General features: G+C 38.3%; 29 protein-coding genes and 1 tRNA gene. 17 read left to right on the top strand and 13 right to left on the bottom strand.

Features of this window, described 5'->3' with window-relative positions; translation table 11 throughout:
- Positions 1 to 2 precede the first annotated feature (2 nt).
- From D1868_RS10525 to D1868_RS10515, 3 genes are all read right to left on the bottom strand, one after another.
- Positions 3 to 93: transfer RNA gene (locus D1868_RS10525), tRNA-Tyr, on the bottom strand.
- A gap of 235 nt (positions 94 to 328) precedes the next feature.
- On the bottom strand, positions 329 to 1,957 hold the full coding sequence (locus D1868_RS10520) for a sodium:solute symporter family protein (RefSeq protein WP_156007834.1): 1,629 nt from the start codon (positions 1,955 to 1,957) through the stop codon (positions 329 to 331).
- 10 nt (positions 1,958 to 1,967) lie between these two features.
- On the bottom strand, positions 1,968 to 2,168 hold the full coding sequence (locus D1868_RS10515; RefSeq protein ID WP_156007833.1) for a hypothetical protein: 201 nt from the start codon (positions 2,166 to 2,168) through the stop codon (positions 1,968 to 1,970).
- 135 nt (positions 2,169 to 2,303) lie between these two features.
- Between D1868_RS10515 and D1868_RS10510 the strand changes: the two genes are divergently transcribed.
- Positions 2,304 to 2,897 (top strand): hypothetical protein, encoded by a 594-nt coding sequence (locus D1868_RS10510; protein ID WP_156007832.1) that lies wholly within the window; start codon positions 2,304 to 2,306, stop codon positions 2,895 to 2,897.
- A gap of 133 nt (positions 2,898 to 3,030) precedes the next feature.
- On the opposite strand, the gene D1868_RS10505 is transcribed toward D1868_RS10510, so the two are convergent.
- The gene (locus D1868_RS10505; RefSeq protein ID WP_156007831.1) at positions 3,031 to 3,321 is read right to left on the bottom strand and encodes a hypothetical protein; all 291 of its coding nucleotides are present in this window, start codon (positions 3,319 to 3,321) and stop codon (positions 3,031 to 3,033) included.
- A 277-nt stretch (positions 3,322 to 3,598) separates the two neighbouring features.
- On the opposite strand from D1868_RS10505, the gene D1868_RS10500 reads away from it, so the two are divergent.
- From D1868_RS10500 to D1868_RS11270, 4 genes are read left to right on the top strand one after another with little or no spacing between them, the layout of a single operon-like run.
- The gene (locus D1868_RS10500; protein WP_156007830.1) at positions 3,599 to 5,032 is read left to right on the top strand and encodes an ABC transporter substrate-binding protein; all 1,434 of its coding nucleotides are present in this window, start codon (positions 3,599 to 3,601) and stop codon (positions 5,030 to 5,032) included.
- A 3-nt stretch (positions 5,033 to 5,035) separates the two neighbouring features.
- Positions 5,036 to 5,989: an ABC transporter ATP-binding protein gene (locus D1868_RS10495; protein WP_156007829.1), complete on the top strand. Its 954-nt coding sequence runs from the start codon at positions 5,036 to 5,038 to the stop codon at positions 5,987 to 5,989.
- Complete coding sequence (locus D1868_RS10490) at positions 5,986 to 7,632, top strand: ABC transporter permease (RefSeq protein ID WP_156007828.1); 1,647 nt, start codon at positions 5,986 to 5,988, stop codon at positions 7,630 to 7,632. Before D1868_RS10495 ends, D1868_RS10490 begins: the two co-directional genes overlap by 4 nt.
- An 8-nt stretch (positions 7,633 to 7,640) precedes the next feature.
- Complete coding sequence (locus D1868_RS11270) at positions 7,641 to 7,775, top strand: hypothetical protein (RefSeq protein ID WP_269194907.1); 135 nt, start codon at positions 7,641 to 7,643, stop codon at positions 7,773 to 7,775.
- Positions 7,776 to 8,215: 440 nt separating this feature from the next.
- Here the strand turns inward: D1868_RS11270 and D1868_RS10485 are convergent, their stop codons facing one another.
- The gene (locus D1868_RS10485) at positions 8,216 to 8,581 is read right to left on the bottom strand and encodes a hypothetical protein (protein ID WP_156007827.1); all 366 of its coding nucleotides are present in this window, start codon (positions 8,579 to 8,581) and stop codon (positions 8,216 to 8,218) included.
- A gap of 101 nt (positions 8,582 to 8,682) precedes the next feature.
- Here D1868_RS10485 and D1868_RS10480 point away from each other — a divergent pair, with 101 nt between their 5' ends.
- A complete protein-coding gene (locus D1868_RS10480) occupies positions 8,683 to 8,931 on the top strand; it encodes an Rdx family protein (RefSeq protein ID WP_156007826.1) in 249 nt (82 codons plus the stop codon).
- Between the two features lie 58 nt (positions 8,932 to 8,989).
- On the opposite strand, the gene D1868_RS10475 is transcribed toward D1868_RS10480, so the two are convergent.
- Positions 8,990 to 10,702, bottom strand: coding sequence for a cbb3-type cytochrome c oxidase subunit I (locus tag D1868_RS10475; protein ID WP_231112384.1), 1,713 nt, complete (start codon positions 10,700 to 10,702; stop codon positions 8,990 to 8,992).
- A gap of 188 nt (positions 10,703 to 10,890) precedes the next feature.
- Between D1868_RS10475 and D1868_RS10470 the strand changes: the two genes are divergently transcribed.
- On the top strand, positions 10,891 to 11,649 hold the full coding sequence (locus tag D1868_RS10470; protein ID WP_156007825.1) for an enoyl-CoA hydratase/isomerase family protein: 759 nt from the start codon (positions 10,891 to 10,893) through the stop codon (positions 11,647 to 11,649).
- Positions 11,650 to 11,686: 37 nt separating this feature from the next.
- Here the strand turns inward: D1868_RS10470 and D1868_RS10465 are convergent, their stop codons facing one another.
- Together D1868_RS10465 and D1868_RS10460 are read right to left on the bottom strand one after the other, a co-directional pair.
- Positions 11,687 to 12,676 (bottom strand): ABC transporter permease, encoded by a 990-nt coding sequence (locus tag D1868_RS10465; RefSeq protein WP_156007824.1) that lies wholly within the window; start codon positions 12,674 to 12,676, stop codon positions 11,687 to 11,689.
- A complete protein-coding gene (locus D1868_RS10460) occupies positions 12,673 to 13,398 on the bottom strand; it encodes an ABC transporter ATP-binding protein (RefSeq protein WP_156007823.1) in 726 nt (241 codons plus the stop codon). The genes D1868_RS10465 and D1868_RS10460 overlap by 4 nt, the downstream gene beginning before the upstream one ends.
- Positions 13,399 to 13,426: 28 nt before the next feature.
- Here D1868_RS10460 and D1868_RS10455 point away from each other — a divergent pair, with 28 nt between their 5' ends.
- The 4 genes from D1868_RS10455 to prf1 all read left to right on the top strand — a co-directional run bounded on the left by D1868_RS10455 (position 13,427) and on the right by prf1 (position 16,768).
- Complete coding sequence (locus D1868_RS10455; RefSeq protein WP_156007822.1) at positions 13,427 to 14,371, top strand: AIR synthase family protein; 945 nt, start codon at positions 13,427 to 13,429, stop codon at positions 14,369 to 14,371.
- Positions 14,343 to 14,831 carry an NTP transferase domain-containing protein gene (locus tag D1868_RS10450; protein WP_156007821.1) on the top strand — a complete coding sequence of 163 codons (489 nt, stop codon included), beginning with the start codon at positions 14,343 to 14,345 and terminating at the stop codon, positions 14,829 to 14,831. Before D1868_RS10455 ends, D1868_RS10450 begins: the two co-directional genes overlap by 29 nt.
- Before the next feature lie 6 nt (positions 14,832 to 14,837).
- The gene (locus tag D1868_RS10445; protein WP_156007820.1) at positions 14,838 to 15,596 is read left to right on the top strand and encodes a DUF1614 domain-containing protein; all 759 of its coding nucleotides are present in this window, start codon (positions 14,838 to 14,840) and stop codon (positions 15,594 to 15,596) included.
- A gap of 101 nt (positions 15,597 to 15,697) precedes the next feature.
- Positions 15,698 to 16,768: a peptide chain release factor aRF-1 gene (gene prf1 / locus D1868_RS10440; protein ID WP_156007819.1), complete on the top strand. Its 1,071-nt coding sequence runs from the start codon at positions 15,698 to 15,700 to the stop codon at positions 16,766 to 16,768.
- A gap of 45 nt (positions 16,769 to 16,813) precedes the next feature.
- On the opposite strand, the gene D1868_RS10435 is transcribed toward prf1, so the two are convergent.
- On the bottom strand, positions 16,814 to 17,434 hold the full coding sequence (locus D1868_RS10435) for a phosphoribosyltransferase (RefSeq protein WP_156007818.1): 621 nt from the start codon (positions 17,432 to 17,434) through the stop codon (positions 16,814 to 16,816).
- An 85-nt stretch (positions 17,435 to 17,519) separates the two neighbouring features.
- On the opposite strand from D1868_RS10435, the gene D1868_RS10430 reads away from it, so the two are divergent.
- Genes D1868_RS10430 through D1868_RS10415 form a run of 4 tightly spaced genes read left to right on the top strand, consistent with a single transcriptional unit; the run spans position 17,520 to position 20,876 of the window.
- A complete protein-coding gene (locus D1868_RS10430; RefSeq protein ID WP_156007817.1) occupies positions 17,520 to 18,332 on the top strand; it encodes an S-methyl-5'-thioadenosine phosphorylase in 813 nt (270 codons plus the stop codon).
- Positions 18,302 to 19,102 carry a hypothetical protein gene (locus D1868_RS10425; RefSeq protein ID WP_156007816.1) on the top strand — a complete coding sequence of 267 codons (801 nt, stop codon included), beginning with the start codon at positions 18,302 to 18,304 and terminating at the stop codon, positions 19,100 to 19,102. The genes D1868_RS10430 and D1868_RS10425 overlap by 31 nt, the downstream gene beginning before the upstream one ends.
- Before the next feature lies 1 nt (position 19,103).
- Positions 19,104 to 19,955 carry a hexaprenyl pyrophosphate synthase gene (gene gdS-2 / locus D1868_RS10420; protein WP_156007815.1) on the top strand — a complete coding sequence of 284 codons (852 nt, stop codon included), beginning with the start codon at positions 19,104 to 19,106 and terminating at the stop codon, positions 19,953 to 19,955.
- A gap of 48 nt (positions 19,956 to 20,003) precedes the next feature.
- Positions 20,004 to 20,876, top strand: coding sequence for a RimK family alpha-L-glutamate ligase (locus tag D1868_RS10415; RefSeq protein ID WP_231112383.1), 873 nt, complete (start codon positions 20,004 to 20,006; stop codon positions 20,874 to 20,876).
- A 46-nt stretch (positions 20,877 to 20,922) separates the two neighbouring features.
- Here D1868_RS10415 and D1868_RS10410 read toward each other — a convergent pair whose 3' ends face one another.
- The 3 genes from D1868_RS10410 to D1868_RS10400 are packed head-to-tail and all read right to left on the bottom strand — an operon-like array spanning position 20,923 to position 22,893.
- Positions 20,923 to 21,378, bottom strand: a complete 456-nt coding sequence (locus D1868_RS10410; RefSeq protein ID WP_156007814.1) for an Lrp/AsnC family transcriptional regulator — start codon at positions 21,376 to 21,378, stop codon at positions 20,923 to 20,925.
- Entirely contained in the window at positions 21,375 to 22,385 is a 1,011-nt protein-coding gene (locus D1868_RS10405) for an NAD(P)/FAD-dependent oxidoreductase (RefSeq protein WP_156007813.1), read from the bottom strand. Before D1868_RS10405 ends, D1868_RS10410 begins: the two co-directional genes overlap by 4 nt.
- Before the next feature lies 1 nt (position 22,386).
- Complete coding sequence (locus D1868_RS10400) at positions 22,387 to 22,893, bottom strand: hypothetical protein (RefSeq protein ID WP_156007812.1); 507 nt, start codon at positions 22,891 to 22,893, stop codon at positions 22,387 to 22,389.
- A gap of 107 nt (positions 22,894 to 23,000) precedes the next feature.
- Between D1868_RS10400 and D1868_RS10395 the strand changes: the two genes are divergently transcribed.
- Positions 23,001 to 23,540, top strand: coding sequence for a phosphoesterase (locus tag D1868_RS10395; RefSeq protein WP_156007811.1), 540 nt, complete (start codon positions 23,001 to 23,003; stop codon positions 23,538 to 23,540).
- Here D1868_RS10395 and D1868_RS10390 read toward each other — a convergent pair.
- Positions 23,530 to 23,760 (bottom strand): hypothetical protein, encoded by a 231-nt coding sequence (locus D1868_RS10390; RefSeq protein WP_156007810.1) that lies wholly within the window; start codon positions 23,758 to 23,760, stop codon positions 23,530 to 23,532. The two genes, D1868_RS10395 and D1868_RS10390, sit on opposite strands and share 11 nt — an antisense overlap.
- A 104-nt stretch (positions 23,761 to 23,864) precedes the next feature.
- Between D1868_RS10390 and D1868_RS10385 the strand changes: the two genes are divergently transcribed.
- The gene (locus D1868_RS10385) at positions 23,865 to 24,242 is read left to right on the top strand and encodes a DUF5751 family protein (RefSeq protein ID WP_156007809.1); all 378 of its coding nucleotides are present in this window, start codon (positions 23,865 to 23,867) and stop codon (positions 24,240 to 24,242) included.
- Positions 24,243 to 24,279 lie beyond the last annotated feature (37 nt).

The following is a 24,279-nucleotide window of genomic DNA, read 5'->3' as shown; positions in this document are numbered from 1 at the left end:
AGTCCCGCCGCGGGGACTTGAACCCCGGACCACCCGGTACCAGCTAATCCACCTACAGCCGGGCGCTCTAGAACCGGGCTGAGCTACGGCGGGTCTTTTACATGTGTCTCGACATTATAATTATAGTGTGAGAACGATTTATAAGTTTTTTTACAATTAACGACGTTTTAGTCGGTAACAGACAGTGAGGATCCCCATCCCAGCATAGTTCCAACAAAAAGTTTAGGAAGTTACGTGACCTAGAAAACTTGTCCTTACATCAGTGTAAACAACATATATATGCAAGGTTTAAAAAAAGAAGGGAAAAATCATATTATTACTTAAAAACTCATTTCTGCTTTGAAGGACTTGGAACTTCTACCTCGAAATCTTGTGCTGTTATCACTGAGGTAGGTTTCCAGCCTGCTAGTCTGGCTATTAATGAACCAATAACTGTAACTATCAAGTTAAGCGATAACGCTATCAAAGCTATATAAATCGGACCCATGGGGGTGTTAAAGAACGAGCTCACTAGTGGCCCGAAGTGGTTTACATAGAGGGTTAAATAAATTCCGGTAGCCATCCCTACTGCCCAACCTGCCAGTGTTGACTTAGCTTCCAACTTGTCAGTAAATAGGGCAATGAATACAGCCGGTAATGTTTGAGTAATAATTATCCCGCCTAAAAGTTGAAGCTGAATTGCATAGGTAGGAGGAACTACAAATACGAAAGCTAAAGCAATAAACTTGAACACTGTAGACAAGATCTTTGCTAACCTAGCCTCACTTGAGGGAGATAGCTTTGTAAACTCACCTACTACGTTTCTCGTTAACAAGTTAGCCACACCTATAGCCATGATTGCTGCTGGCACTAACCCACCGATGAATATAGCTAAGAAAGCTAAACCTACAAACCAATCAGGCATTGAAGCAGCTATTAAAGCGGGAACTGTTAACGAACCATTCTTAGTAGTTATTACAAGGTTTAACGCGCTCGGTACTAAATATATTAATATGCCAAATAGAATAAGTAGAGCTAGGCCGATTCCGTAAATAGGCAATAACGATGTACTCAACTTCAGCTTTTCCCTACTCTCAGATGATAAGGAACCATTTATAGCGTGAGGATATAAGTATAATGCTAGAGTACTTCCTAAAGCTAAGGAAAAGTAGGCAGCGTAAAGTTGAGAGGGAAGCACTGTATAACCGAGGGCCGACTTTAACGCCACAACACTGTGTATACCACTCTTAGGATTAGATAGGTAAGACTGTGCAGCACTTAGAGCTGCTCCGTAACCTCCGTGTATGAGTGGTATATATACAGCTACTGTAATTACAGTAATCCAAATTAAGATGTCCTTGAATATACCAGATAAAGCAGCTCCCCTTAGTCCACTAGTTATTGTAAACGCGGCCAAGACTACGAATGCTATAATTAAAGCTAGTTCTGATACAGTTAAGCCAGCAATAGTTGTGTGAGGTGATATTCCTAACCCTATTAACAATACGGCTAGAACAGCCTCCATTCCTACTATCTGTAACGCAATATATGGTAACTCAGCTACTACTCCAGTTAATGCTACTGCTATTGCTACGGACTTACTATTAAACCTATCCTTCACGAAATCTACCGCTGTGACATAACCCTTATTTTTAGCAACAGTCCAAAGTCTCGGCATTGTGAGCAGTGCTACTCCGAATGTCCAAGCTACGTATGGTATAGCGAACCAATATATCGCTCCTTTTGCTAAGAACGCCGATGGTACAGCTATAAACGTATAAGCTGTATATAAATCAGCTCCTAGCAGGAACCACACTATTAACCAGCCTAGCCTTCTTCCTCCTAATCCCCATTCATCTAGTCTTGATAAATCTCCCTTCCTCCACTTAGCACCATAAAAACCTAGAAATGTGAAAATTGCAAAAAGTATGATGAAAGTGGCTAGGGTTATACCATCAACGTTCAAGCCCATTGCCATTTTCCATCACCTACTTTTTGAAGAGTAGACTTACGGTTACGAACATTATAGATGAGACTATTAGTAGTATTATTTGGTAAAAATAGAAGATAGTTAGACCACCTACTGTCTCTGTTGCACTATTAAATACTGGATAGATAGAATATAATATTATATCTATTAGGAGAACAATTAGGGTTGCCACGTAAAATTTTTTATCGTTTGTAGCCATACCTATTCAATAAACACTGTATCAACTAATTTAAAAAGATTATATCCTTAAAACAAGGGTTTTTCCTATCCTATTAATATTATAATATCAAAAGTAGAAAACTACTTTAATTTGGTAATTTAATATCATATTATTGTGAAGTTAAAAACAAAGAGAGTGGAAGAAATAATAGTTCCACCTCTGCCTGAGTACTCTTACGTGTGTAACGGCGAAATAGTTAGTACCGAGTGTAAGGGGTCAATGATTTTTCGTGATCCAGATTTTATTACTATACAACCTCAAGACGTTCTGTACTCTTTTAGCTTATCCTCAATAGTCTCACTAAAAGCCAGAGGGAGAAAATTTCGAAGGTGGAGCCACTACCTCAACAGCTATCATATCCAATTGGAAGGAACAGACACTTCATTCCTTCTTTCATCGAACGGCTTTATCACAATTTACGTTGACGGCTTAGATTTTTGCGGGGTCAGTGGAGATGTTGTATATAAAGAATATAAGGTAATCACAACAAAGAAGGATTATGATCAAAAGCTCGAAGAAATGTTAAGACTAAAACCCCATTTGGTCATAAGTGAGTTACGTGACCTATGGATATCCATAACCGGCTATAAAGTGATATATATTGATAATGCAATTAGGAAGGAGTTGGAAAGAATAGTTGGTGTAACTAGAATAGAATGTAATAGGATTGAAGAACGCGATTGTACAACAATCTGTGAAAAGAGATAAAATAATATCAGCCACTTTAACTTCTTCATTACTCCGTACTCGGCAAACTCATCATTTTCCTAGGGATCATCACAATTCAGTCCCTACACCGTTCCTCATAAATAATTCAGTATGTAAAAAATTTGGAACCTTGTTAAATTAAAAGTTGATGAATAGATATTAGTGTTAATATAATCACGTAAGATCCTACGTAAGATACCACTCCTGATATCAAGTTTATATAAATCCTGAGTATTGTATTGAATTTTCCGGAAACTAAGTTAGCAACTGCTATCCCTACTACGATCGGTAGGACGTACTCGTCTATAGGGTTGAACCACCAGGAAGGTCCTTGTAGGAAAGCGTAAAAATCCAGAAAAGTAAATAGGAAGAAGCTGACTAATCCGCTCAATATCCCTAGTACTACCACATACCGAGCTTTCATTAGTGTTCACCACTAGTCTTGTAAGTAATCCTATATAATCTTTGCGACAAGAAAATTATATATCCTATTGATAGAATAGTTCATAAGGACATTTGTTCGAGATTTCTCAATGAGTGTAAGTATTATTAGCCCTATCGTATTTTAACCTTTAGACAAATTTTATTGATGGACGCATTTTGGATTCCTACTCAACCTCGAAAAATATAATTTATATCAACATAGGTATTTATATCATACATAGGTAAAATTTATTATAACCGACTTAATACTAAAACGTATGAAAGGTTTAAGCGGTAAAATAATAGGACTAGTAGTTGTCGTTCTAATAATAGTTGTTACATTAGGATTGTATTTAGTTACGAACCACTTCACATCGACGGTTACTCCCTCAACTGCTCCACCAGTAACATCGACATCTAACATTACGTTGACTGTTGTTACTTTCAGTGGAGAGTCAGCTAACTTCATACAGTATGCTGGAGAGCTCTTCTCGCAAGAACATCCAGGTGTGACGGTGAAGGTATATGCTTATCCGTTCAGCGAGTATATTACTAAAGAGTTAACTGTGCTAGAGGCAGGTTCTTCACAATACGATATAATAGGCTATACTTCCACCTCAGCTCAGAAAGTAGCACCATACTTAGTCCCTCTTAACTCATCTGACTTCAACATGAGTGACATAATACTACCTCAGGAGGAGTTCGGAGGAATTATTTACAATGTTACGTCTCACCAGAATGTTATGATAGGTATAGCTTACGAAACCGCAGTTTACCTAATGGCTTATAAGAGTAGTATATTTGAAAATCAGACCTTAGCAAATGAATTCTACGAAGAGTACCATGTTCCCTTTAATCCAGTAATGTGGGATAATTGGACTGATGTTATAGATGCAGATCAATTCCTGACTTCTCACCATATAACCGAATATGGATTCCTGATAGACGATCACGTGTCCCATGGTATTATTGACGCATATCCTGCAGTATACGGTTGGTATTACATTAGGGACTATAACTTGTCTCATAACGGATACGGTATTCCGGGTTTCAATATAATGTTCGAGAACTATATACTTCCAGGTTTCGAATATCCCTTACCTTCTTTCAATTCGACCGCAGGTATAGAAGCGTTAGAGACCTATAAACAGCTAGTGAGTTATGAACCTAATCCCTCTTCACTACAAGTATGTTATGGAAATATAGGAGAATTATATGCTAACGCCTCGGGAGCGTTCTTATTTACGACTCAGATTTCAGAATTACCGAATACACAAGTAAACGAAACATTACTAGCTCCACTGCCTGGAGGATATGCGGAGACCGGAACGGACTTCTTGGGAATAAGCAAGTATTCTCTTCACAAGCAATTAGCGCTAGAGTTCTTACAATTCTTAGTTTCTCCCAAGGTGCAAATGCTCGCATTCCTAAAGTTCGATAAGTTCCCGATATCAAAAGAGGCGTTCACACAACTACTGATGAATGCTTCTATACCTTCTTTTGAGAGGGAATGGCTAAATGCAACATATCAGGCAGCTTTAGAGGCGTGGGCCAATCCTCCTAACATACCACCTACCTATTCATCGCTTATCCCAGACTTTAACAATCAGATATACGCATACTTAACCGGTCAGGTAACCGATCCTAATACAGCTCTGCAGACAGCAGCAAGTGAGTGGATAAGTGCCGTAGAGTCCTACTACGGTGGTTAGACTTTGTCCCTAGAGCTCAGAAACGTGAAAAAAGTGTATAGAGGGAGTAAGACACCAGCGGTAGATAACGTAAGCCTAAAGGTTGAAAAGGGGGAGTTTTTTGTTATTCTCGGTCCATCTGGATCTGGAAAGACAACTCTTCTTAGGATCATTTCTGGTTTGGAAAAACCGAACGACGGGAAAATTATCATAGACGGACAAGAGGTAAACGAACTTCCTCCTTCTCAGAGAAATGTGGGAATGGTATTTCAGAACTACGCATTATACCCCCATAAGACAGTTTTGGAAAACCTCATAATACCTTTAGAAGGCCTAATGACTAAGAAGGAAGCGATTACATGGGCTGAAGAAATAAGTAAGAAACTCGGTATTCATGAACTTCTTAGCAGATATCCTACAGAGTTATCAGGGGGACAACAACAAAGAGTAGCATTAGCTAGGGCCATCCTAAGGAAACCTAAACTTTTCCTTATGGACGAACCTTTATCAAACTTAGACGCACCTTTGAGAGTTTCAGCAAGAAAATTGATAAAAGACGTCCAAAGGGAAAACGGGATAACTACTATTTATGTCACTCACGACCACGTAGAGGCAATGGCAATTGCTGATAGAGTTGCAATTATGAATAACGGAAGAATAATTCAGGTAGGAACACCAGAAGAAGTTTATAATGATCCCGTTGATGAATTTGTAGCCACGTTCTTTGGGAACCCACCCATGAAGATCGTATCAGGGGAAATTCTAGGTTTTGAAGGAAAGATAGGTATAAGAGCTGAGGACGTAGAATTAGGGGATGGAGACCTAATAGGAAAAGTTACAGACGTTGAGTTCTGGGGAGACAGATATTTAGCATACGTAAACTTAAACGGTGATATAGTTCCGGCTTTTGTTAGTTATAAACCTAAAGTAGGTTCTGAGGTAAAGGTTAAATTTAAACGGTATAAGAGGTTCTTATGAGATATTATTTACCCTATTTGGCTTACATCACGGCTTTTGGTACACTGCCCTTTGTATTCACGTTCGTCCTTGTAGGAATAAATTTAAAAGAAGCTGAAGCGGTGTTCAAGCTAGTTCCTTTAGATACAGTAATCTATAATACTCTTGTATTTTCTTTAGTATCGGCAATTATAACTACTGTAGTAGGAACAATTCTTGCTATATTTGTGGATATGGTGAGAAAAGGAAAGAGGTTACTGGCAATCCTCGTAATGCTACCTTATTCTATTCCTTTTACATCTTCCGCATTGATATGGAGTATAAGTCTATATGGTAATTACGGATGGTTTTCCTACTTGTTTCACATCCCTTTTGATCCGCTTTATTTAGCGTCTACAGCAATATGGGCTGTAACTGGAGTAAACGTATGGTCTATGATCCCTATGTCCTTCTTGATCATGCTCTCGGCGTTTAGATCCATACCTCAAGAAGTTAGAGAGTCATCGGAAGTAGATGGATTAACCTTATCTCAATTCTACTTTAGGATTGCCTTACCTATGACTAGCAAAGCCTTTTTGCTATCCTTTCTGTTGCAATTTATTTTAGCACTGGGCAATTTTGATACTCCTTATGTTCTTACTCAAGGAGGTCCGGGATTTGCCTCAACTACTTTACCTCTTTTAGTATATGATGAGATCTTCCTTTTTGTTAATTTTTCAGGAGGCGAATTAGCAGCAGCACTTTTAGGTGCTATCTCAGTGATACCCGCAATTCTTATCTTACTACTGATAAAGAGCAGAAGGACACCGTTTCCTTCACCCAACTTTAAGATTCCTAATAGTGTCTTTAAAAATACAGTATATGTTATATCTATTTTTATAATTTTCCTTTTAGATTTTCCAGTATATTGGATGTTCCTTATAGCATTGAGACCTAACGTATATGACTTCAGATCTCCACCGGTTCTTTTACCCACTTCAATAGACCTGAAATACCTTTCTACGTGCTTCTCTTCATCTGTACCGTATTTAATAAGTAGTGTAGTAGTAGCCTTATTTGCATCTTTGCTGACAATATTTCTAGCCTTACCATCTTCATATGAAATCGAGAGAAAAAGGGTATTATGGCTTCTCTTAATTTCAATATTTCTATATTCTTTACCTTCAACTTCTTACATAATACCTCTTTACCTATTTTTCTCTAAGATAGGACTGTTAAACACGTGGTGGGCTCTCATATTATCAACTCCAGTTTTTACAGCAACCTTTGCCGTATGGATAATGTTTAATTTCTTTACTTCTTTTCCTAGGGCTTATGATGAAGCTGCTGAAGTTTTCGGAATTAAGAGAAAAATTATCAAGATAATTGCACCACTCTCTAGAACTGCTATTCTTTCAACGTTTCTACTTTCTTTCATATTTAATTGGCACTTGCTGTTTTATCCACTGTTGCTGAGCGACACTCCGTATAACATGGGGTTTCCACCCAAAGGTGCCGAAACGATAACCATCTTCGCACTGCAAGCTATAGGAGACGAAACGGTAAATTGGGCAGCTCTAGCTTCTTCCGCACTGATTGCAGCTTTACCAGTTATGGTTATAAGTTTCTTCACGATCGACAGGGTAATCAAAAGCGATAGTAAGAGCGGTCTAAAATTCGTGTAAGTGGAAAAATGGACGGATTAATTAAAAATGACTTCCTCCCAGGCTGGATTGAGGGATTAATGGGACTGTTGGAGAAGCTTCTAGTATCTCCTTCCTTCAAGGGACTAGACGTTATGAATGAAAGTCCCCTTCCATTTTATTAGATTTTTAATTGAGTTACTCTAACCTTTTATGAAAAAAGTCTCTTGGACACAAATAAAGAAGCCTTTAAAAGTAAAACCACTTCGCCATTAGAAAGTGAAAGAGCCTGAATTATAGTCAAATTCGTAAAAACGTCTAAGTTAAAACAATTAATTCTAGTTCGAAATCACTAGATAGTTCTAACCCTCAGTTTGATTTCTCCATAATCTATTACACATGAACTATCACGAAATAGTAAACGTAAAATCCACTCTGTCTTCTACTATCTTACATAAAGAAAGATTCAACTAACCCATGACGATGTGCTTTTTAAATTCCCTGCCTTAAAGGCTCAGGGTAAAACTCTTATTTAATTATACATCTCTCTAGTCTTTTCTTTCTAAATCTCTTTCTCTTAGTCTAGTCTTAAAAAAAAGTTAAATAATTTTCATTATTTTGCATCTCAGAAATGGCCGTGATGATGATGGAAGGGTTCGGCATACATATCTTCTTCTAATTCGTCTTTCATGTTCTTTTTCAATTCTTCTAGATGATCTAACACTTCATTTAAAGTCTTATACTCCGTAGGAATGTACTTTATTCTACCATAAGACATCATATATGAACCGGGGCATAAGAACTGTTTACCAACTACTATTGCATCCGGCTCAAGGCTCAGAATAGCGTCCATTGTCATCTCTTTACTTCCAACACCAGGGTTCTCGTACTGTTCTACTTCCTTCTTCTCCTCGTCTATAATTCCTATTATTTCTGCTTCATCTAAGGGTTTTAAATTATAGTCTTTATCATATGTTACAGCTATTTTCATTTCACTTACTATCCAATTATGGGGATAATAAATTCGCATTAAATAAAGGTTTATAATTATTCGTTATCAAACTATTTTAAGCAAGAAATAAAATAGTTCTCATGGAAGGCAAGACCCATGTTAAGATAGTGTATTGTAGACCATGTGGTTATCTGGATAGAGCATTAGATCTAGCAAGAGATATTCTAAGCTATTTTGAAAATACAATCGTTGAGCTAGAGCAGGGTAGTAACGGTATATTCGATGTCTATCTGAACGGAAATCTGATCTTCTCCCGTTATAAGGAAAGAAGATTCCCACAAAACGAGGAAATCCTTAAGGAGATAGGAAAGCTTAAGATGACGACATAAACTAAGACAAAAAAGTACAGATGAAGGGAAGAAATAAGGAGAAAAAAGTAAAAAATTTTTAGGAGGCTGGTCTCGATACTCTGTGAGCAATACCTATCTTCTCTAGTTCACTCTTCACTAGGTTAAATCCTTTAATTACACCATTGGATACTATGTCATAATCTCCACTAAACGCCATGACTAACGAATTAGTAACCTCACCCAAACTAACACTCTCACCATAACTTACCCTACCTTTTACTAAAGTTAACACTACATTTACTAACCACACAATAGTTGCTATGTCAGCAATTGCAGCACCTATTGTAGCTAATACTTGCCCATCTACGAACGCTGGAGAAAGAGGATAAATTTCTTCTTTCCTTATTAGCCCTGATACACCAAGTTCAGAGAATCCAACTATAACCATTATTGTACCTATTAAGTAGCCCCAGAAGTGTGCCCACGCCATCTTGGCTGAGTACCAAGATCTCTGTGTCATCATCGGTAACATTAAGTATAGAGTAGCAAATCCAGCAGGAACTATTGAGAACAATATCATCGCGTGGAAATGAGATACTATGTAATAGCCCTCATGGGATAGTGAATCAAATGAAATTACTGAATTGGATATTCCCATAACACCTCCGTATATTGAACCAGCGAAAGACAACACTGTCCAGGCTGCTAGCAGGTTCCACTTAATATTAGCTCCTTTTACAGTCGCAAATAAGTTAAAGAATGTCATCATTGAAGGCACTACAATACCCTCTGTCAACACCTCTACCAACACTTTTACTTCTGGAGGTAAGTTAACCATGTATAGGTGGTGTATCCCTAGCGGACCGGTGGAGAATATTAAGTACAGTACTGCAGATACCCTAGCCAACTTTTCACTGTATAGTGGTTTACCCGCAAGGGTCGGTATTAGTAAGTACATGGCAGCTACAGCTGGGAACCATGCAATATACACTATTCCATGCCATAATGTCACAAAGGATATCTGGTCGGCAATTACGTTATAACCTACTAATTTGTAAAATGCTAATAAGTCCCATAATGTAGTTACTACTTCACCAGAGTAGCTCTCTAACATTAGAATTGCTACTACTAAACCAAACACTAGGAATATAGGTAATTTTTCATTCCTACCCTTTGACGCTAGGTAGAAGTGATATACGTACCAACCGGTCATTAAATATATTCCAGCATCCAATAAAAGCCATGCTATGTACCAGAAGGGAGATACTACGTATAGGGAGTATCCAGGGATTCCTATGGGTGCGAGGTAGTACCAACCAGTGGCACTAAAATAGTTGTCAAAACCTTGTTGTTGAGTTACAATAATAGGGCCTTCGAAGAACATGAAAGAGATGTTGAATAACACGAAGCCTAAGTTAAACACCCACTTAGCTCTGGGCTGGATTGACAACATCCTAAAGGTGAAGTAAATGAATACTGCAAGAATTAGTTGTTGAGCAAACCCGAACAAATCCCTGATTCCATGAAGTGTTACAGACGCGTACCATTCTTGAGGAGTTAAGGGTAAGAACTGGGCTACTCCCCAAGCAAACTCTTGAACTCTAACCATAAAGGCGTCTATAATCCCTAGAATACCCCATATTATACTTAATACTATCATTCCCATTGTAGCTCTCGTAATCCAGTCCTTATCTAATTGGAATATCGCCTTTACTAAGTCAGCTAGTTTCCCCATAACGAAGTTAAATCCCAAATATCCTCCAATTACAGCTCCTCTAATAAGCCCCCTCAAGAAGTCTCCTGCGCTCATTTTAATCCACCTCACAATTTTTACTTAATCTGATATAAACATAGTTTTATAAAACATATATATGCATTTCAAATCTTTTTGAAATAATACTTAAATATAGTGAAAAATTAACAATTAAATAAAGTATTTTTTTCTGACAAAATACATTAGAGAAAATATTTATTTCTCTCGCATAGGTATAATAAGGGATGAGTACCTTAACAACTGAGGTATTAATAAATTATGCTAAGATAACCTTCAACACTGGTGGAAAATACAATGTTGTGAATAAGGAATTTATGTACGACATAATCGATACATTAAAGAAGTTGGACAGTAATAAAGACGTGAGGTTTATAGTCCTAACTGGAGCAAATAAGAACTTTGGAGCTGGAGCTGATATAAAGGAGCTAAAGTCGGCGAATGAGAACAGAGAGTACGCATCAAGTTTTTTCTCTACAATGTTTGAAATGTATAGAACCATTATAAACCTCAGCAAACCCGTGATCTCGATTGTAGAAGGAATAGCTTATGGTGCGTCAATGGAAATACTCCTCGTTTCAGATATTGTAATTGCCTCTCCTTATGCTAGATTTGCAGCACCCGGTGCAAAGATAGGAGTATTCCCGCCTGTACTCGTGACTATAGGTAAAGATGTTATAGGAATTGACAACGTGATCAGGCTAGCCTTTTTAGGAGAAGAATTAAGTGCTGAAGAAGCAAAACAAATAGGGCTAGTCCACTTCGTAAGTGATAACTTGGAAGGTGAAACTCAGAAAGTTATGGATAAACTGAAACTTATGGCTCCTTCGTCTCTGATGAATATGAGAAGACTTATTTTCAAAAAGTATGAAAGTGAGTTAGAGTCTGCTTTCAAACTTCTTACAGATCAAGTTCTAACTAAAGACGCAACTAATGGGATCTTAGCGTTCTTGGCAAAAACGAAGGCTCCTTGGGTTTCACAATAAGATTAAAAGTTTTTTAGTTTTTCGTCAGCAGTTATTCTTATACTTCTCTAAGCCTTAACAACCTAGAACCGATTCCCAAGAATATTACGGTAAGGACGAATATCACTACTAAATACACCGGGTTAGGAAGCTCACCAAAGACTAGTGTCTCTCTGACTACATCGTTTAGCAACGATACTGGCTGATACTCGGCAAACGCCTTTAGAAATGATGGAAATAAAGAGGGAGAGAAGAAAGCGTTACTGATGAACATTAAAGGTAAAACTAGGAAATTTGCAACTATGTTAGATAAGAACACTTTCTCCTTAGGTGTTAAACCAAGAATCGCTGCACCTAAACCTGAAAACATAAGAGTTCCTAATACTAGACCTGCTAAAAACGAAAGTCCCAGATCTGGCAAAAAGCCCATTAACGCACCTACTACTAAGATAGCGATAGAAGAGAGAATCGTGATTACAACCTCATAGATCATCAAAGCCAAGACCCATTCATAATCCCTTATTGGCGATGAGGCTAACCTCTCTACAAGCTTATCTCTATAATATCCACTACCCACACCGGTTACTCCGAACAGACCATTAGATAGTGTTATTACTCCAACTACGCCTGAAATCTCATAAGCTACTGGAGTAGCCCTCGTAATAGTTTCTTGAGGTGTAAATGGTGTTTGCTCATGAAAGTAATATAAAGACAGATATGACTGTAATAGGGGAATGTAGTTACTTGTAAGTTGGCTATAATATATTACTTTAGAAGTAGAGTTGACAAAAATTGCGTTATACAACGTGACGTAACTTGGGTTCCCTCCAACATAAGCAATAAATAGTTTACTCTGGTTAAGGTATGAGGCTATTTCACTACTATTATTTCCTGCAACATAAACAGTTATATGAGGTTGAAAAGCTTGACCGAGTAAGGAGAAAATAAAGGCTAATACTAATGGAAATATTATCACAAATCCCAAGGTAATTCTACTTCTCAAGTTGTCTTTAATGATTGCAACAGCAGTAGGGATTACATTCCTCATTGATCATCAGCCTCTAGTTGTCTCATAAGCTCTAAGTAAGCTTCCTCTAAATTCTCCTTTTTGAACTCATCTACGAGTTCGCTTGGTGTTGACAACTTAACGATCTTACCCTTATAGATTACAGCTACACGGTCTGAGAGCTTTTCTGCCTCGTCTAGGTAATGTGTTGCCAAAAAAACTGTGATCCCCTTGTCCTTCAAAGACTTCACAATCTCCCAGATACTCCTCCTAGACTTGGGGTCTAGACCAACTGTAGGCTCGTCTAAATAAATCAACTTTGGATTACCGATTATTCCACAAGCTATCGCCACCCTTCTCTTAAGTCCTCCAGACAGCTCCCCAAACTTTTTATTCTGATGTTCTTTTAACCCCAACTCCTCAATCACGTCGTCCACGTTGTTAACTTTGTAAAGTTTTGCGAAATACTGGATATTCTCTCTTACAGTCAAGTCTGAGAAACCTTGGAACTCCTGAGGTACTACACTTACGATCTCTCTTATCTTCTTACAGTCCTTCGGAACTTCATAACCTGCTACAGTAACTTTTCCCTTAGTCGGTTTAAGGATGCAGGACAAGATTTTTATAGTTGTTGTCTTCCCTGCACCATTGGGTCCTAGAAAGGAGAAAACCTCGCCTTCTCTCACTCTTAGTGATATCCCTCTCAATGCCTCTATTCCGTTCTTATAAACCTTCCATAAGTCCTCAATGACTATGATATCCATAAATATCATTGCCGTTTTATTTACTATTATGCGTTTCGGAAAAATTCCAATTAACATATTTTTAAACAAAATCCCTCACGATGATTGCGTAGTTTGTCCGGGTATAGGTGAAGACGACGCTTACATTAATGCAGAAGGCAAATATTTAGTAATCCATTCTGACCCTATAACTGAGGCAGGAAAGAATGCCGGTTTTTTATCAGTAGTTATTGCATGTAACGATGTTAATATGAAGGGAGTACGTTGTAGGTGGGTAACCACGGTTCTATTGCTGAAAAGTGAGGACTCGCTTGACAACGCAATTGAGGGGATAAACGAAGCTTGTAAACTACTCGGGTGTAGTGTAGTAGGCGGTCATACGGAAGTAACTCAAGGTTTGAACAGAGATATTGTGGTAACTACTGCCTTCTCTTTCTCAGATAAGATAATGAAGCTATCCGACGCTAAAGAGGGGGATTACGTATTGGTTTTCGGAACGGCGGGAATAGAGGGGACTTGGATTCTCGCTAACGAATTCGAAGACGAGCTTTTGAAAAAGGGAGTTAGAGCGGAGGTCATAAAAAGATCTAAAGAATACAAGTACAAGATCCCAGTACAAGACATTGCATTAAAGGTCAAGGACTACGTTGTAGCGATGCATGATGCTACGGAAGGCGGTGTTTATCAAGCCTTGCTTGAGGTAGCCAAAGCCTCAAACCTAACTCTCGAGGTAAAGTCTGAAATTCCGGTGTCGGAAGAAACTGCAGAAATAGCAAGAGCGTTAAATGTTAACCCGTATCAACTTATTTCTTCAGGCTGCTTCATTGCGATTGCTAAGAGTCCCGATGTTAAAAAACTGGAGAATATGGGAGGTAAGGTAGTAGGTGTACTTAAAAAAGGAGAACCGAAGCTCATTATTAACGGTAAAAGTTATACTGAAGACTTCGAAGAGGAGTTGGTTAGAATTGAAAGCTATTATAATGGCGGGAGGTAAAGGAACTAGGTTCACCCCTTTGAAACCGCTAGTGGAGGTTTGTGGCTTACCTTCTTATTATCGCGTTTATCAAGTGGCTAGGATGTTTGCAGAAGAAGTCTTCTTAGCAATTACCAATTCTTCTCCTTTAATTTTCTCTGCATTACCCAAAATAATAACAGAGGGACGAGGTTATGAAATGGATGTATATGAAGCTGTTAAGAAGGTAGGTATCCCGACTTTAGTCTTTCCAGCTGATACTCCTATTATACCTATTGACGCTGTTGAGATCCTCATCAGTTCATGCGAAGCGGATATTTGCTCCTTGGAAAACCAAGGGGAATACGTAGGGATAAGCTTGTGGAGGGGGTTTAACATGAGTAATTATCAAGACGTAGAGTACTTCTCTTCAAAGATTTACAATATGAACACGTATGAGGATTACGTTAGAGTGAATTATTTATGCAGGTTAGGAGTATAATGTTTAATGAGTTACGAGAAACCGCCTAGAATTTTAATTATATATCATGTAAGAGGGATACTCGCTGTCATCTACTTCTTTTTCGCCTTTTTAATGCTGATAGTCACTATTGGTTATTTCGCATTCCTCTTTAAGAGTATTGGTTTAAACGACGTGTATAGCTTTCTCTTAGCTTTTAGTTTCTCATTTCTCAGTTTTGCCTTCAGCCCGGTTAATATAGTCTTAAAAGAGATAAATAGGGAGGCATTGATGCCCAGTGTTGACGTAATTTATGTTTTCGGCATTCCTTTGTACGTACCAAGACTTTCATACGAAATAAGAAAAACTTTAGTTGCGATAAACGTTGGAGGAGCAATCGTACCGGTAATAATATCCTCAATCTTATTGTTTTTCACTGCTGAACTTTCCTATTATATCCCTCTTCTGATCGTGGTTAATACAATAATAGTAGTTATAGTTTCTCATCACTTTTCGAAGGTAATGCCTGGTGTAGGAGTCGTAATGAATCCTTTGATTGCACCGGTCACTTCATCATTCGTGAGCTTGATCCTCTTCTTTAACACGCCACTTTTCGTTCCTATTTCCGCCTACATAAGTAGTGTTTTAGGAACACTCATCGGAGCAGACTTACTTAACATGCGTAAGATCATTAAGGCAAGTCCGCAGATAGTGAGCATTGGAGGTATGGGGACGTTTGATGGCATTTTTTTGTCAGGTGTATTTTCGATAATGATTGGGGAATTCCTTCTGGCTCTAGTCAGGTGACAATTTTTTCTTTCATGACTTTAATTTTATAAGGTGTTATCACGTAAATATACCTCGATTAGGGATGAGTCTTTGACAAGTACTTAATAAGTAGACAAGAATTGAAGGTTCTAATTAGAGAATTAAAGAAATGGAGTGCGCCAGCAACAGTTCTACTCTCCTTATACATACCTCCGGGCAGACCTATACCAGATGTTCTTAACCTATTGAGACAAGAAGCGTCTATAGCACAGAACATTAAGTTAAAGCGAACGAGAGATGCTGTAACTTCAGCTATACAATCCGCTATTGATAGGTTAACCCAAATCAATAAAGTCCCAGATAACGGTTTAGTATTATTCTGCGGTGAAAACTTCGACACAAATGAGTTTAAATGCTTCATGTTCTCGCCACCAGAAAAAGTACCCATATTCTTCTACCGCACTGATAAGTCTTTCCATACGGAATTCTTGGAGGACATGATAGAGGAGTCAGACGTATATGGGTTAATAATAGTTGAGAGAGACTATGCGACGATAGGTATACTGAAAGGTACCAGAATTCAAGTCTTAGAGGAGTTTGAGGGTTTCGTCCCAGGCAAACACATGATGGGTGGTCAGTCACAGCGAAGAATTGACAGAATCATTGAGGAAATGTACGCTAACTTCCTTAAAGAGGTAGGAGAAAAAGTAAATGCGTTCTTCATACCGTTCGTCGAAAACAAAAAGATGAAAGGGATACTAATAGGGGGTCCCGGGTACGCTAAGAAGGACTTTTACGAAGGAGACTATATGGATTACAGGCTGAAGAAGCTAGTATTACAACCATTGTTTGACGTACCAGATCAAGGTGATGCAGGGCTTAAGGAGTTAGTAATGAAAGCACAGGATTTGCTGAAGAACCAGAAGTACATTCAAGTGGAGAACTTACTTGAAGAGATAAAATACCACCTTGCCAAGGATGATGGGCTTGTAATTTACGGAATTAGTGATATAAGAAAAGCGTTACAGATGGGTGCGATAGACTCTCTAGTTGTGTATGATGAGCCTGGCTCGGAGCTGGAAAAACTTGCACAAGAGGCGGAGAACTACGGTGCAAAAGTGTACGTGATAGGAGATGAACTTCCTGACGGGGAATGGGTAAAGAAGACTTTCGGAGGAGCCATAGGTAAGTTAAGGTATAAGATATACTAGGATAATAATTAATTTACTTTCTAGCAAATTACATTTTATCATATGCTAAGGTAAAAGATCTCTTCTTTTCATTTCTTGAAGTATTTTCTGTAATGAAATAGGTGGTTTTACACCATAACTTTCTACAAACTTCTTCTCTAGCTCCTCAGTTTTAACCCCCTCATTCATTAATTTTCTTACAAGGTTTATTTCATCCTCCCAGTAGTTCCAAGGATACATAAACCACGTCCAATCCTCTACTATTGAAGCTACATAATCTGGTTTGACCTTAGCTACTGGCTTAATATATTGCATTGTAGCTGTCTTAATCACTGCTGGAGAGAAATTCTCAGATACGTATTTCTTCGCTAACTCAACACTGTCACCGGTATCAGTTATATCGTCCACAATCAAAGTCTTCTTACCACTTAAGTCCAGCTTATACGGGTACTTAACCTTAGCCTGAGGAGTGTGTGAAGCGGTTTCCACCCAATGTTCTACCTTTATAGACAACACATCTATAACTCCTAATACATCGGCAATTATTCTTGCTGGTACTAAACCTCCTCTCGCTATTGCTATTATTACGTCAGGTTGGTATTTATCCTCTTTAATAATTTCCGCGAGTCTTGTTGACAACTCTACAACTTCGTCCCATGTTACTACCTTAACGGGTATCTTAGGCAATTTAACACTCCCATGACATCTATATCTAAACCTTTATCAAGTTTATGGTTTATACTTTTTATATTTGAACGTAAAAAACTCTTTGATGATTGAACTGAAAGATAAGGCAACAATTGGGATAATAGGGGGTTCTGGAGTATACGATCCGAAAATACTCACAAACGTGAAGGAGATAAAGATCTATACACCTTACGGTCAACCCAGCGACAACATAATTCTCGGTGAGTTAGAGGGGAAGAAAGTAGCCTTTTTACCCAGACACGGAAGAGGACATAAAATCCCTCCTCATAAGATAAATTACAGAGCTAACATATGGGCGTTAAAAGAGTTGGGGGTTAAGTGGGTAATTTCTGTCTCAGCTGTTGGGAGCTTAAGGCTCGATTATAAGCCTGGCGACTTCGTAATCCCTGACCAGTTCATTGACATGACAAAAGGTAGAGAATATACATTCTTTGATGGTCCCGTAGTTGCTCACGTATCGATGGCAGACCCATTTTGTAACCACCTCAGAAGGATAATAATAGAGTCAGCGAGGGATTTAGGGATAACTACTCACCCTTCCGGCACCTACATATGTATAGAGGGTCCTAGGTTCTCGACAAGAGCCGAAAGTAAGGTTTGGAAGGAAGTCTTTAAGGCTGATATAATAGGGATGACTTTGGTTCCCGAAGTTAACTTAGCCTGCGAGGCACAGATGTGTTACACAACCATAGCAATGGTTACGGACTATGACGTTTTCGCGGATATACCAGTTACGGCTGAGGAGGTTACTAAAGTCATGTCTGAGAACACTGAAAAGGCCAGAAAGCTCCTATATGAAGTTATCAAGAGGTTACCAGAGAAACCTAATGACGGAGAGTGTAGTTGTTGCAATTCCCTAAAGACCGCTTTAGTCTGAACCTCTTCTCGATTCCTTTTTTATCCTCAATTGGCTCGGATTTCACTATAGTGTACAACAGAAAGAGTGAATTGGAAGCGTTCACTCTCTACAGATCCCTTTCACAACTGTCGGAAAAAGTTGTGAGGCTCGTTAATTTATACGACTTCTTATTCTCTGAGAAGCCTTACGCTGATGTTAATAACGTAATTGCGTTTCTACACGACAAAAACGACGTCATCCCTTTTTTGGACTCCATGTGGTCTCTGGGGGGAAAAGGATATCTGATAACATGTAACGTAGACATGAAGAAGGAGAAAGGTAAGGGTGATGTGGAAATCTTGAGTAAAGAAGGAGAGTTATGTGAAATAGAGACGTCTTTATCTCTCCTCAAGGAAATCTCATCCATAAACAAAAACAAGAGGAGTGAGGAAATCTTAAAGGAGCTTAACTCCCTTAACACATTAGAGGAATGGTTGAAAGAAAAAGTTAAGGAAGTAGAATTCAACGGTTTAATTGTTCTCTCCCCGCTTCTTTTACCCGCACGCAATTTAATGCAGAAATACCTTAATACTGAAATAAAGAGCCACGAGGATTTTCTTGGTTCTAGCAATACATATACATTTATAACTACTGGAGCCGATGTTTTAACGGTCAGGCGTATGGAATTCGAACTTAGGGCTAAAGGAAAGAACGTGAGGGAGATTATCTTCGACGTTGATCCTTTACTTGCACCAATTTATTTATCAATTTTAACATATTTATTTAAGCAACCTGCGAGAGTGTTATGAAGTGGATTTTCTAACTTATTGGCGACGTACTAAAGAGATCGTTGATAAGCTGATTGAAGATTACTTATCAGATATAAAAGACTGGGAGTTATTGGAAGTAAGTAAATACATTCTGAAGGACGGTAAGAGGTTCAGGGCAACGCTTACCATGTTCTTCACTGAAGCTTTAGGAGGGGAACAGTCGAATTCATATAAAGCTGCTTTAGCCACTGAAATCCTTCACTCATCTTCCCTAGCCTTAGATGACATTGTTGATTACGACCTTACAAGGAGAGGAGTAGAGGCGGCTTGGGCAGTTTACACAAACAGAAGGGTGATATTCATTACCAACTTTCTTATTCCTTCCGCACTGAACATTATCTCGAGTTACGGGGAAAGGGCATTAAAGTTAAGTATTGACCTTTGGAGGGATACTGCTATAGGTGCATTAAAGGACATTTTTGGTACTCCTATAGATTATATGAAGACTATAGAATATAAGACCGCGAGCCTCTTTAAACTGTCTACAATGCTAGCTGCTTTTGCAGCGAAAAGAGAAGACGTGGTGGATATTACGATAGAATTGGGAAAAGAATTAGGAATAGCTTACCAGCTCATAGACGATTACATAGACATATATAAATACGAAAAAGGAGAGTTAAAGGCATTAGTAGGGAGTGCAAAACAGCTTTATGACTTGAAAGGTGCAGATTACAAGGAATATGTTAAGGCCGAATATAATAGTGCTGTATCTAACTATTTATCATTGGTGAGAAAAATAGACGTAAGACAAGAGTTTAGGGAAGCTTTAATATCTATTCCCGACTTCCTTACAGCAGGTTTACTTAACGAGGTGGGTATTAATAAACTATAAAAACGACTCGTATGAGGAAAAGATCGGTGATAACTTATTAAAATTGCAGTGATCCACGAGTCTCAAAAGGTTACTGAGGCTTCTAAGCAATTACTTCTAGAAATAAAGAATAGTGGTCATACTGCAATATATTTAAGGATTTCACAGATAAATCCGGTCATTACAACTAATGGTGTTGAATTTACATATGGAGGAAAGACATTAATGATAGACGGAGGGGTCGTAAGGAACTTAGGTTTCATATCCTCCACTGAACAACTTATCAAAAGATTCGACACACTGAAAGCTATGGAAATCAACGGTGTAACGTTAATTAATAAGCCTGAATCCATGTTCAACGCTAGAGATAAGTTTAGCAGCTTAGTAAAGCTAAAAAGTGCAGGGATCCCTATACCTGAGACCGCATTAGTGGAAAGTCCCTTTGAAGCTATGAGACTTGCAGAGCGATGGAAAGAGGTGGTAATAAAACCCTTGGTGGGAAGCCTTGGTCTCGGAGCAGTAAGAGTTACAGACCCAGATATAGCGTTCAGGATAGCTAAATCGATTTTGTCCGTAAATCAACCCGTGTACATACAGAAATACGTGAGAAAGCCGGAAAGAGACATAAGAGTCTTCGTGGTTGGAGATAGAGTAATAGGCAGTATATATAGGATAAACAAAACCTCTTGGAAGACCAATGTTGCTCAAGGAGCTTTAACACAAGTTATCTTACCAGACAAATACCTTGAGGAGATAGCACTGAAGTCTACAGCCATCATGGGACTGGATTACGCTGGTCTCGACATAGTCGAGGATTTAGACGGTGGTTATAAAGTGCTTGAGGTAAACGCGGCTCCGCTCTGGAAGGGATTTTATCAAGCGACTAACGTAAACCCTGCAAAATATATTATCCAGCACCTAATTCAGAAACTTAAGAAATGAGGACTAAAAAACCGGCTGAAAATGTGATGACGAGCTCTCGCACCGATCAGTCTAAAATTATACTTTTCAATTCCTTAATAGTCCTCAAGACGAACATTGTATATGTTGAAGTTACTCCGTCCATATTTCCTATCATATCGAGAACCTTAGCTAACTCCTCCCTCGTTTTAACTCTCACCTTTAATAAGGCGTAATATTCACCGGTAACGTCGTAAACTTCCAAAATCTCTTTGAACTCGGAGATCTTCTTCAAGATTCCCTCATATTTTTTGGGATCAGCTTTAATCATAACGAAAGCTACCACGTTATAACCTATCACTTCAGGGTCTATATCTACGTAAAACCCCTTTATGACCCCGTTCTCTCTCAGTCTCTTCATCCTCATGTGTATTGTAGATTCACTTAAATTCAACATTTTAGCTATCTTAGAAAACGGAGTCCTCGCATCTTCCTGAAGTATCTTTATTATCTTTTTATCTATATCGTCGAGAATATAGGTCATAATAGTGACCTCCCAAACAACTTAATTAAATCGGACATGCCAAAGTCTCCTATAGCTATTTTGTATACAATGTCGGGGTCGCTTTTAGTTAATAGCTTAGAAAGTAAACTAATACTCATGATTTTCTTCTTCACACCATCTATTATTTTAGCCTGGGCTTGAATCGTGAAGTATAGCTTTGAGGATTTGAACTCCTTAACGAAATCTTTATCCTCTAAAAGCGAATCAGCGTAGATTTTGGAGCTCAGTATTGAAGGTCTTATGCCCTCTCCAGTGAGAGGGTATACAGTACCTAAAGCTTCTCCGACGTACTTCTTCTCCTTAAGCCTCTGCTCTTCAATACCATAATCTGAGACCCTTGCCCCGTGAAAAGTGAACACTTTACCCTTTACTAATTTAGATAATCTCTCCTTTAGAAAATTAATATCAGCATAGCCCCCTATCCCTATCTTACTACCTTTATCATCGGGGAATATCCATGCATATCCTAACAAATCGCTATAGAAGTAAAACTCAACTATCTCTGGGTCTATCTTGTAGTCCGTAATATATTGAATTGCCGGTATTGTATGATCCTTAGGTAGTTCATAATGACCATTAGAAATTACTACCATATCCGCGTTAATCTTCTCACCGTTGACCAAATAGTACTCCTCTTTACCCCCTTCTCTCTTCCTAATGACTTTCGAATTAAACTTAACGTTGAGCCTTTCTGCAAGATGATTCAGAAACAAGGGTTTATTTATAATATAACCGAGAGTTTGTTTTCCCCTTACGTCGTGTATGAGCTTATCGTTCAAATAAATCCTGAAGCCTTTAATCTCGCTAATTATACTATCTTTCGTGATCGGGAGTAAGGACTCAACCCCGCTCATAAGACCCCAAGCACAAGGCTTTTTTCCGACATCGTCTAACGCTTCATAAACAGTAGCGTTATATTTCGTACCTTTCAAAAACCAAGCTAAAGATAATCCGGCAGGCCCTGCACCTACTATTGCTACTTCCATTTCACCCACTTCTCCTAAAGTATAAAAATACTAGAATAGCTACCACTAAAGTTCCTGAATATAAAATTATTAGTGAGTAAAATGAACTCAAAAATCTTCCGATCACCGAACCTATTATCAGTACCAGAAGAAAAGGTACGTAACCGTTGCTGAAGTAAAGTAACTCCTTACTAATCATAGATGGTAATATGTCTTTCAGCAAAAGGAGGAATTGGACTATGAATGGTATTATGAATATTAGACCAGTCTCCGCAAAAAGTTTCGGTTTTGAATAGGCTGAGAAGAATATCCCTAACGTTACACCTACGGCGAATACACCGGAGAAGTACGTCCCTACTACCTTTCCCTTAAGTGTTTTCCAAGTACGGTTAGAGTACATAATATAAAGAACTATAATGAGACCTATTGCTGAAGCTACCAAGAACGCTGGATAATTTAACACATATGCTGGTACTATAGGAAGTATAAGCAATATTACCGAAAGTAATACCGTAGTCCTCGTCTCCAATTTGGTTCAAAAAGAATAATGAATACGAGTTATAAAATTCTAATGCTAACCCTTTCTGAGAAAATAAAAAATAGTTAAAATACATAATAGTAATAACGGGTTTAGGATTGAAGATCCTAGTAATGGGTAACATAAGGTTTCCAGAACCGCACGTTGAAAGTACATTATCTTCGATAATCAAAAAAGAAGAACCAGAGACTATTGTACTTGACGGGGATACTACTCAGTGTTATTGGGACTACGAGTGTCCAAGAGTTATTGACGTCTTGTATGTTATAAGGAGTATAGCCCCTTGGGCTCAGATAGTCTATATTCAAGGAGATATGGATCCTCATGCACTTAAATGTATAATGGCAGAACCTAGATATAGGGAGGAAATCATAGGTACTACAATGTACATAGCGGAGGTCTCCTCGGTTAAATACTACATACTACATGGTCACCAAGGTGACGTAGATCAGCTCAGGAGGAACGTAGGAGCAGGTCCTTGGGATTGGATAATAATTGCACAACAGAAAAGGCTTGAGATAGATAAGCTGGCAAGAGTTATATACGTAGGTGGTATCACTAGGGAGTACCCGCCGGAAGCTAGAGGATACTTAGTCATTACTGATTCTTCTCACTTCTTACGCCAAATTAAGAGCTGACCCCGAACCTCGTTCTTTTTATCATTTCGTAAATCTTAACGTCGTAATAGCCTTCCTCTACGTCATACTCATCCCCCTCACTCCAAACGTTATAGGAGTTTATCCAGACAGCATCTTTTTCCCCCTTTGTGAATATTATTTCAGCCCCTAACTTCCTTAGTTTCTTAGTAATCTCCTCAATTTTCTCGTCGAATTTTCGGTATATTACTTGAGCTATCACAGTATAATATTATAGCGTTTACAATAAATGAGATATTAGAAAATACTCGGTATTTCCTCAAACCAGCGAAAAACACTAATACTTTACAACAAGAGCAAAAATAGATGAAAGCATTATTAGTCCTTGTAGCAATGAAAGATGAGAACTTAGAGAAAACCTTCAGGAAGGTCTTTGCAGACGTAAGATCAAGTGGGAGTAAAAAAGCGTTTATTAACGTAATATCAGAACAGCCTTTCCATAAGGTCGTAGATTACATAAGGGAGCCAATGTTAGACAATATAGACATAGGATACGAACTTTTCTTATGGAAAAGGGACGACATTGCTAAAGTCGTGGAGGAAAATAGTAAAAAAGAGTTTGATGGAGTCCTCCTTTACTGCGATAGCGAAAACAGAGTTTTAATAGAGAAATTATTTTCTCAATTGCCTAATAACATTCGTGCAAACTTACTTAAGGATAACTGCAGAAATCCTAGTGTATAGGATAAGTAGAAAATAGTTTTAAAGCCTACTAATTGAG

Source organism: Stygiolobus azoricus (genome assembly GCF_009729035.1).
Lineage (GTDB): Archaea > Thermoproteota > Thermoprotei_A > Sulfolobales > Sulfolobaceae > Stygiolobus > Stygiolobus azoricus.
Note: the sequence above shows the minus strand (reverse complement) of the source record. Positions and strands in the feature narration are given on the sequence as shown.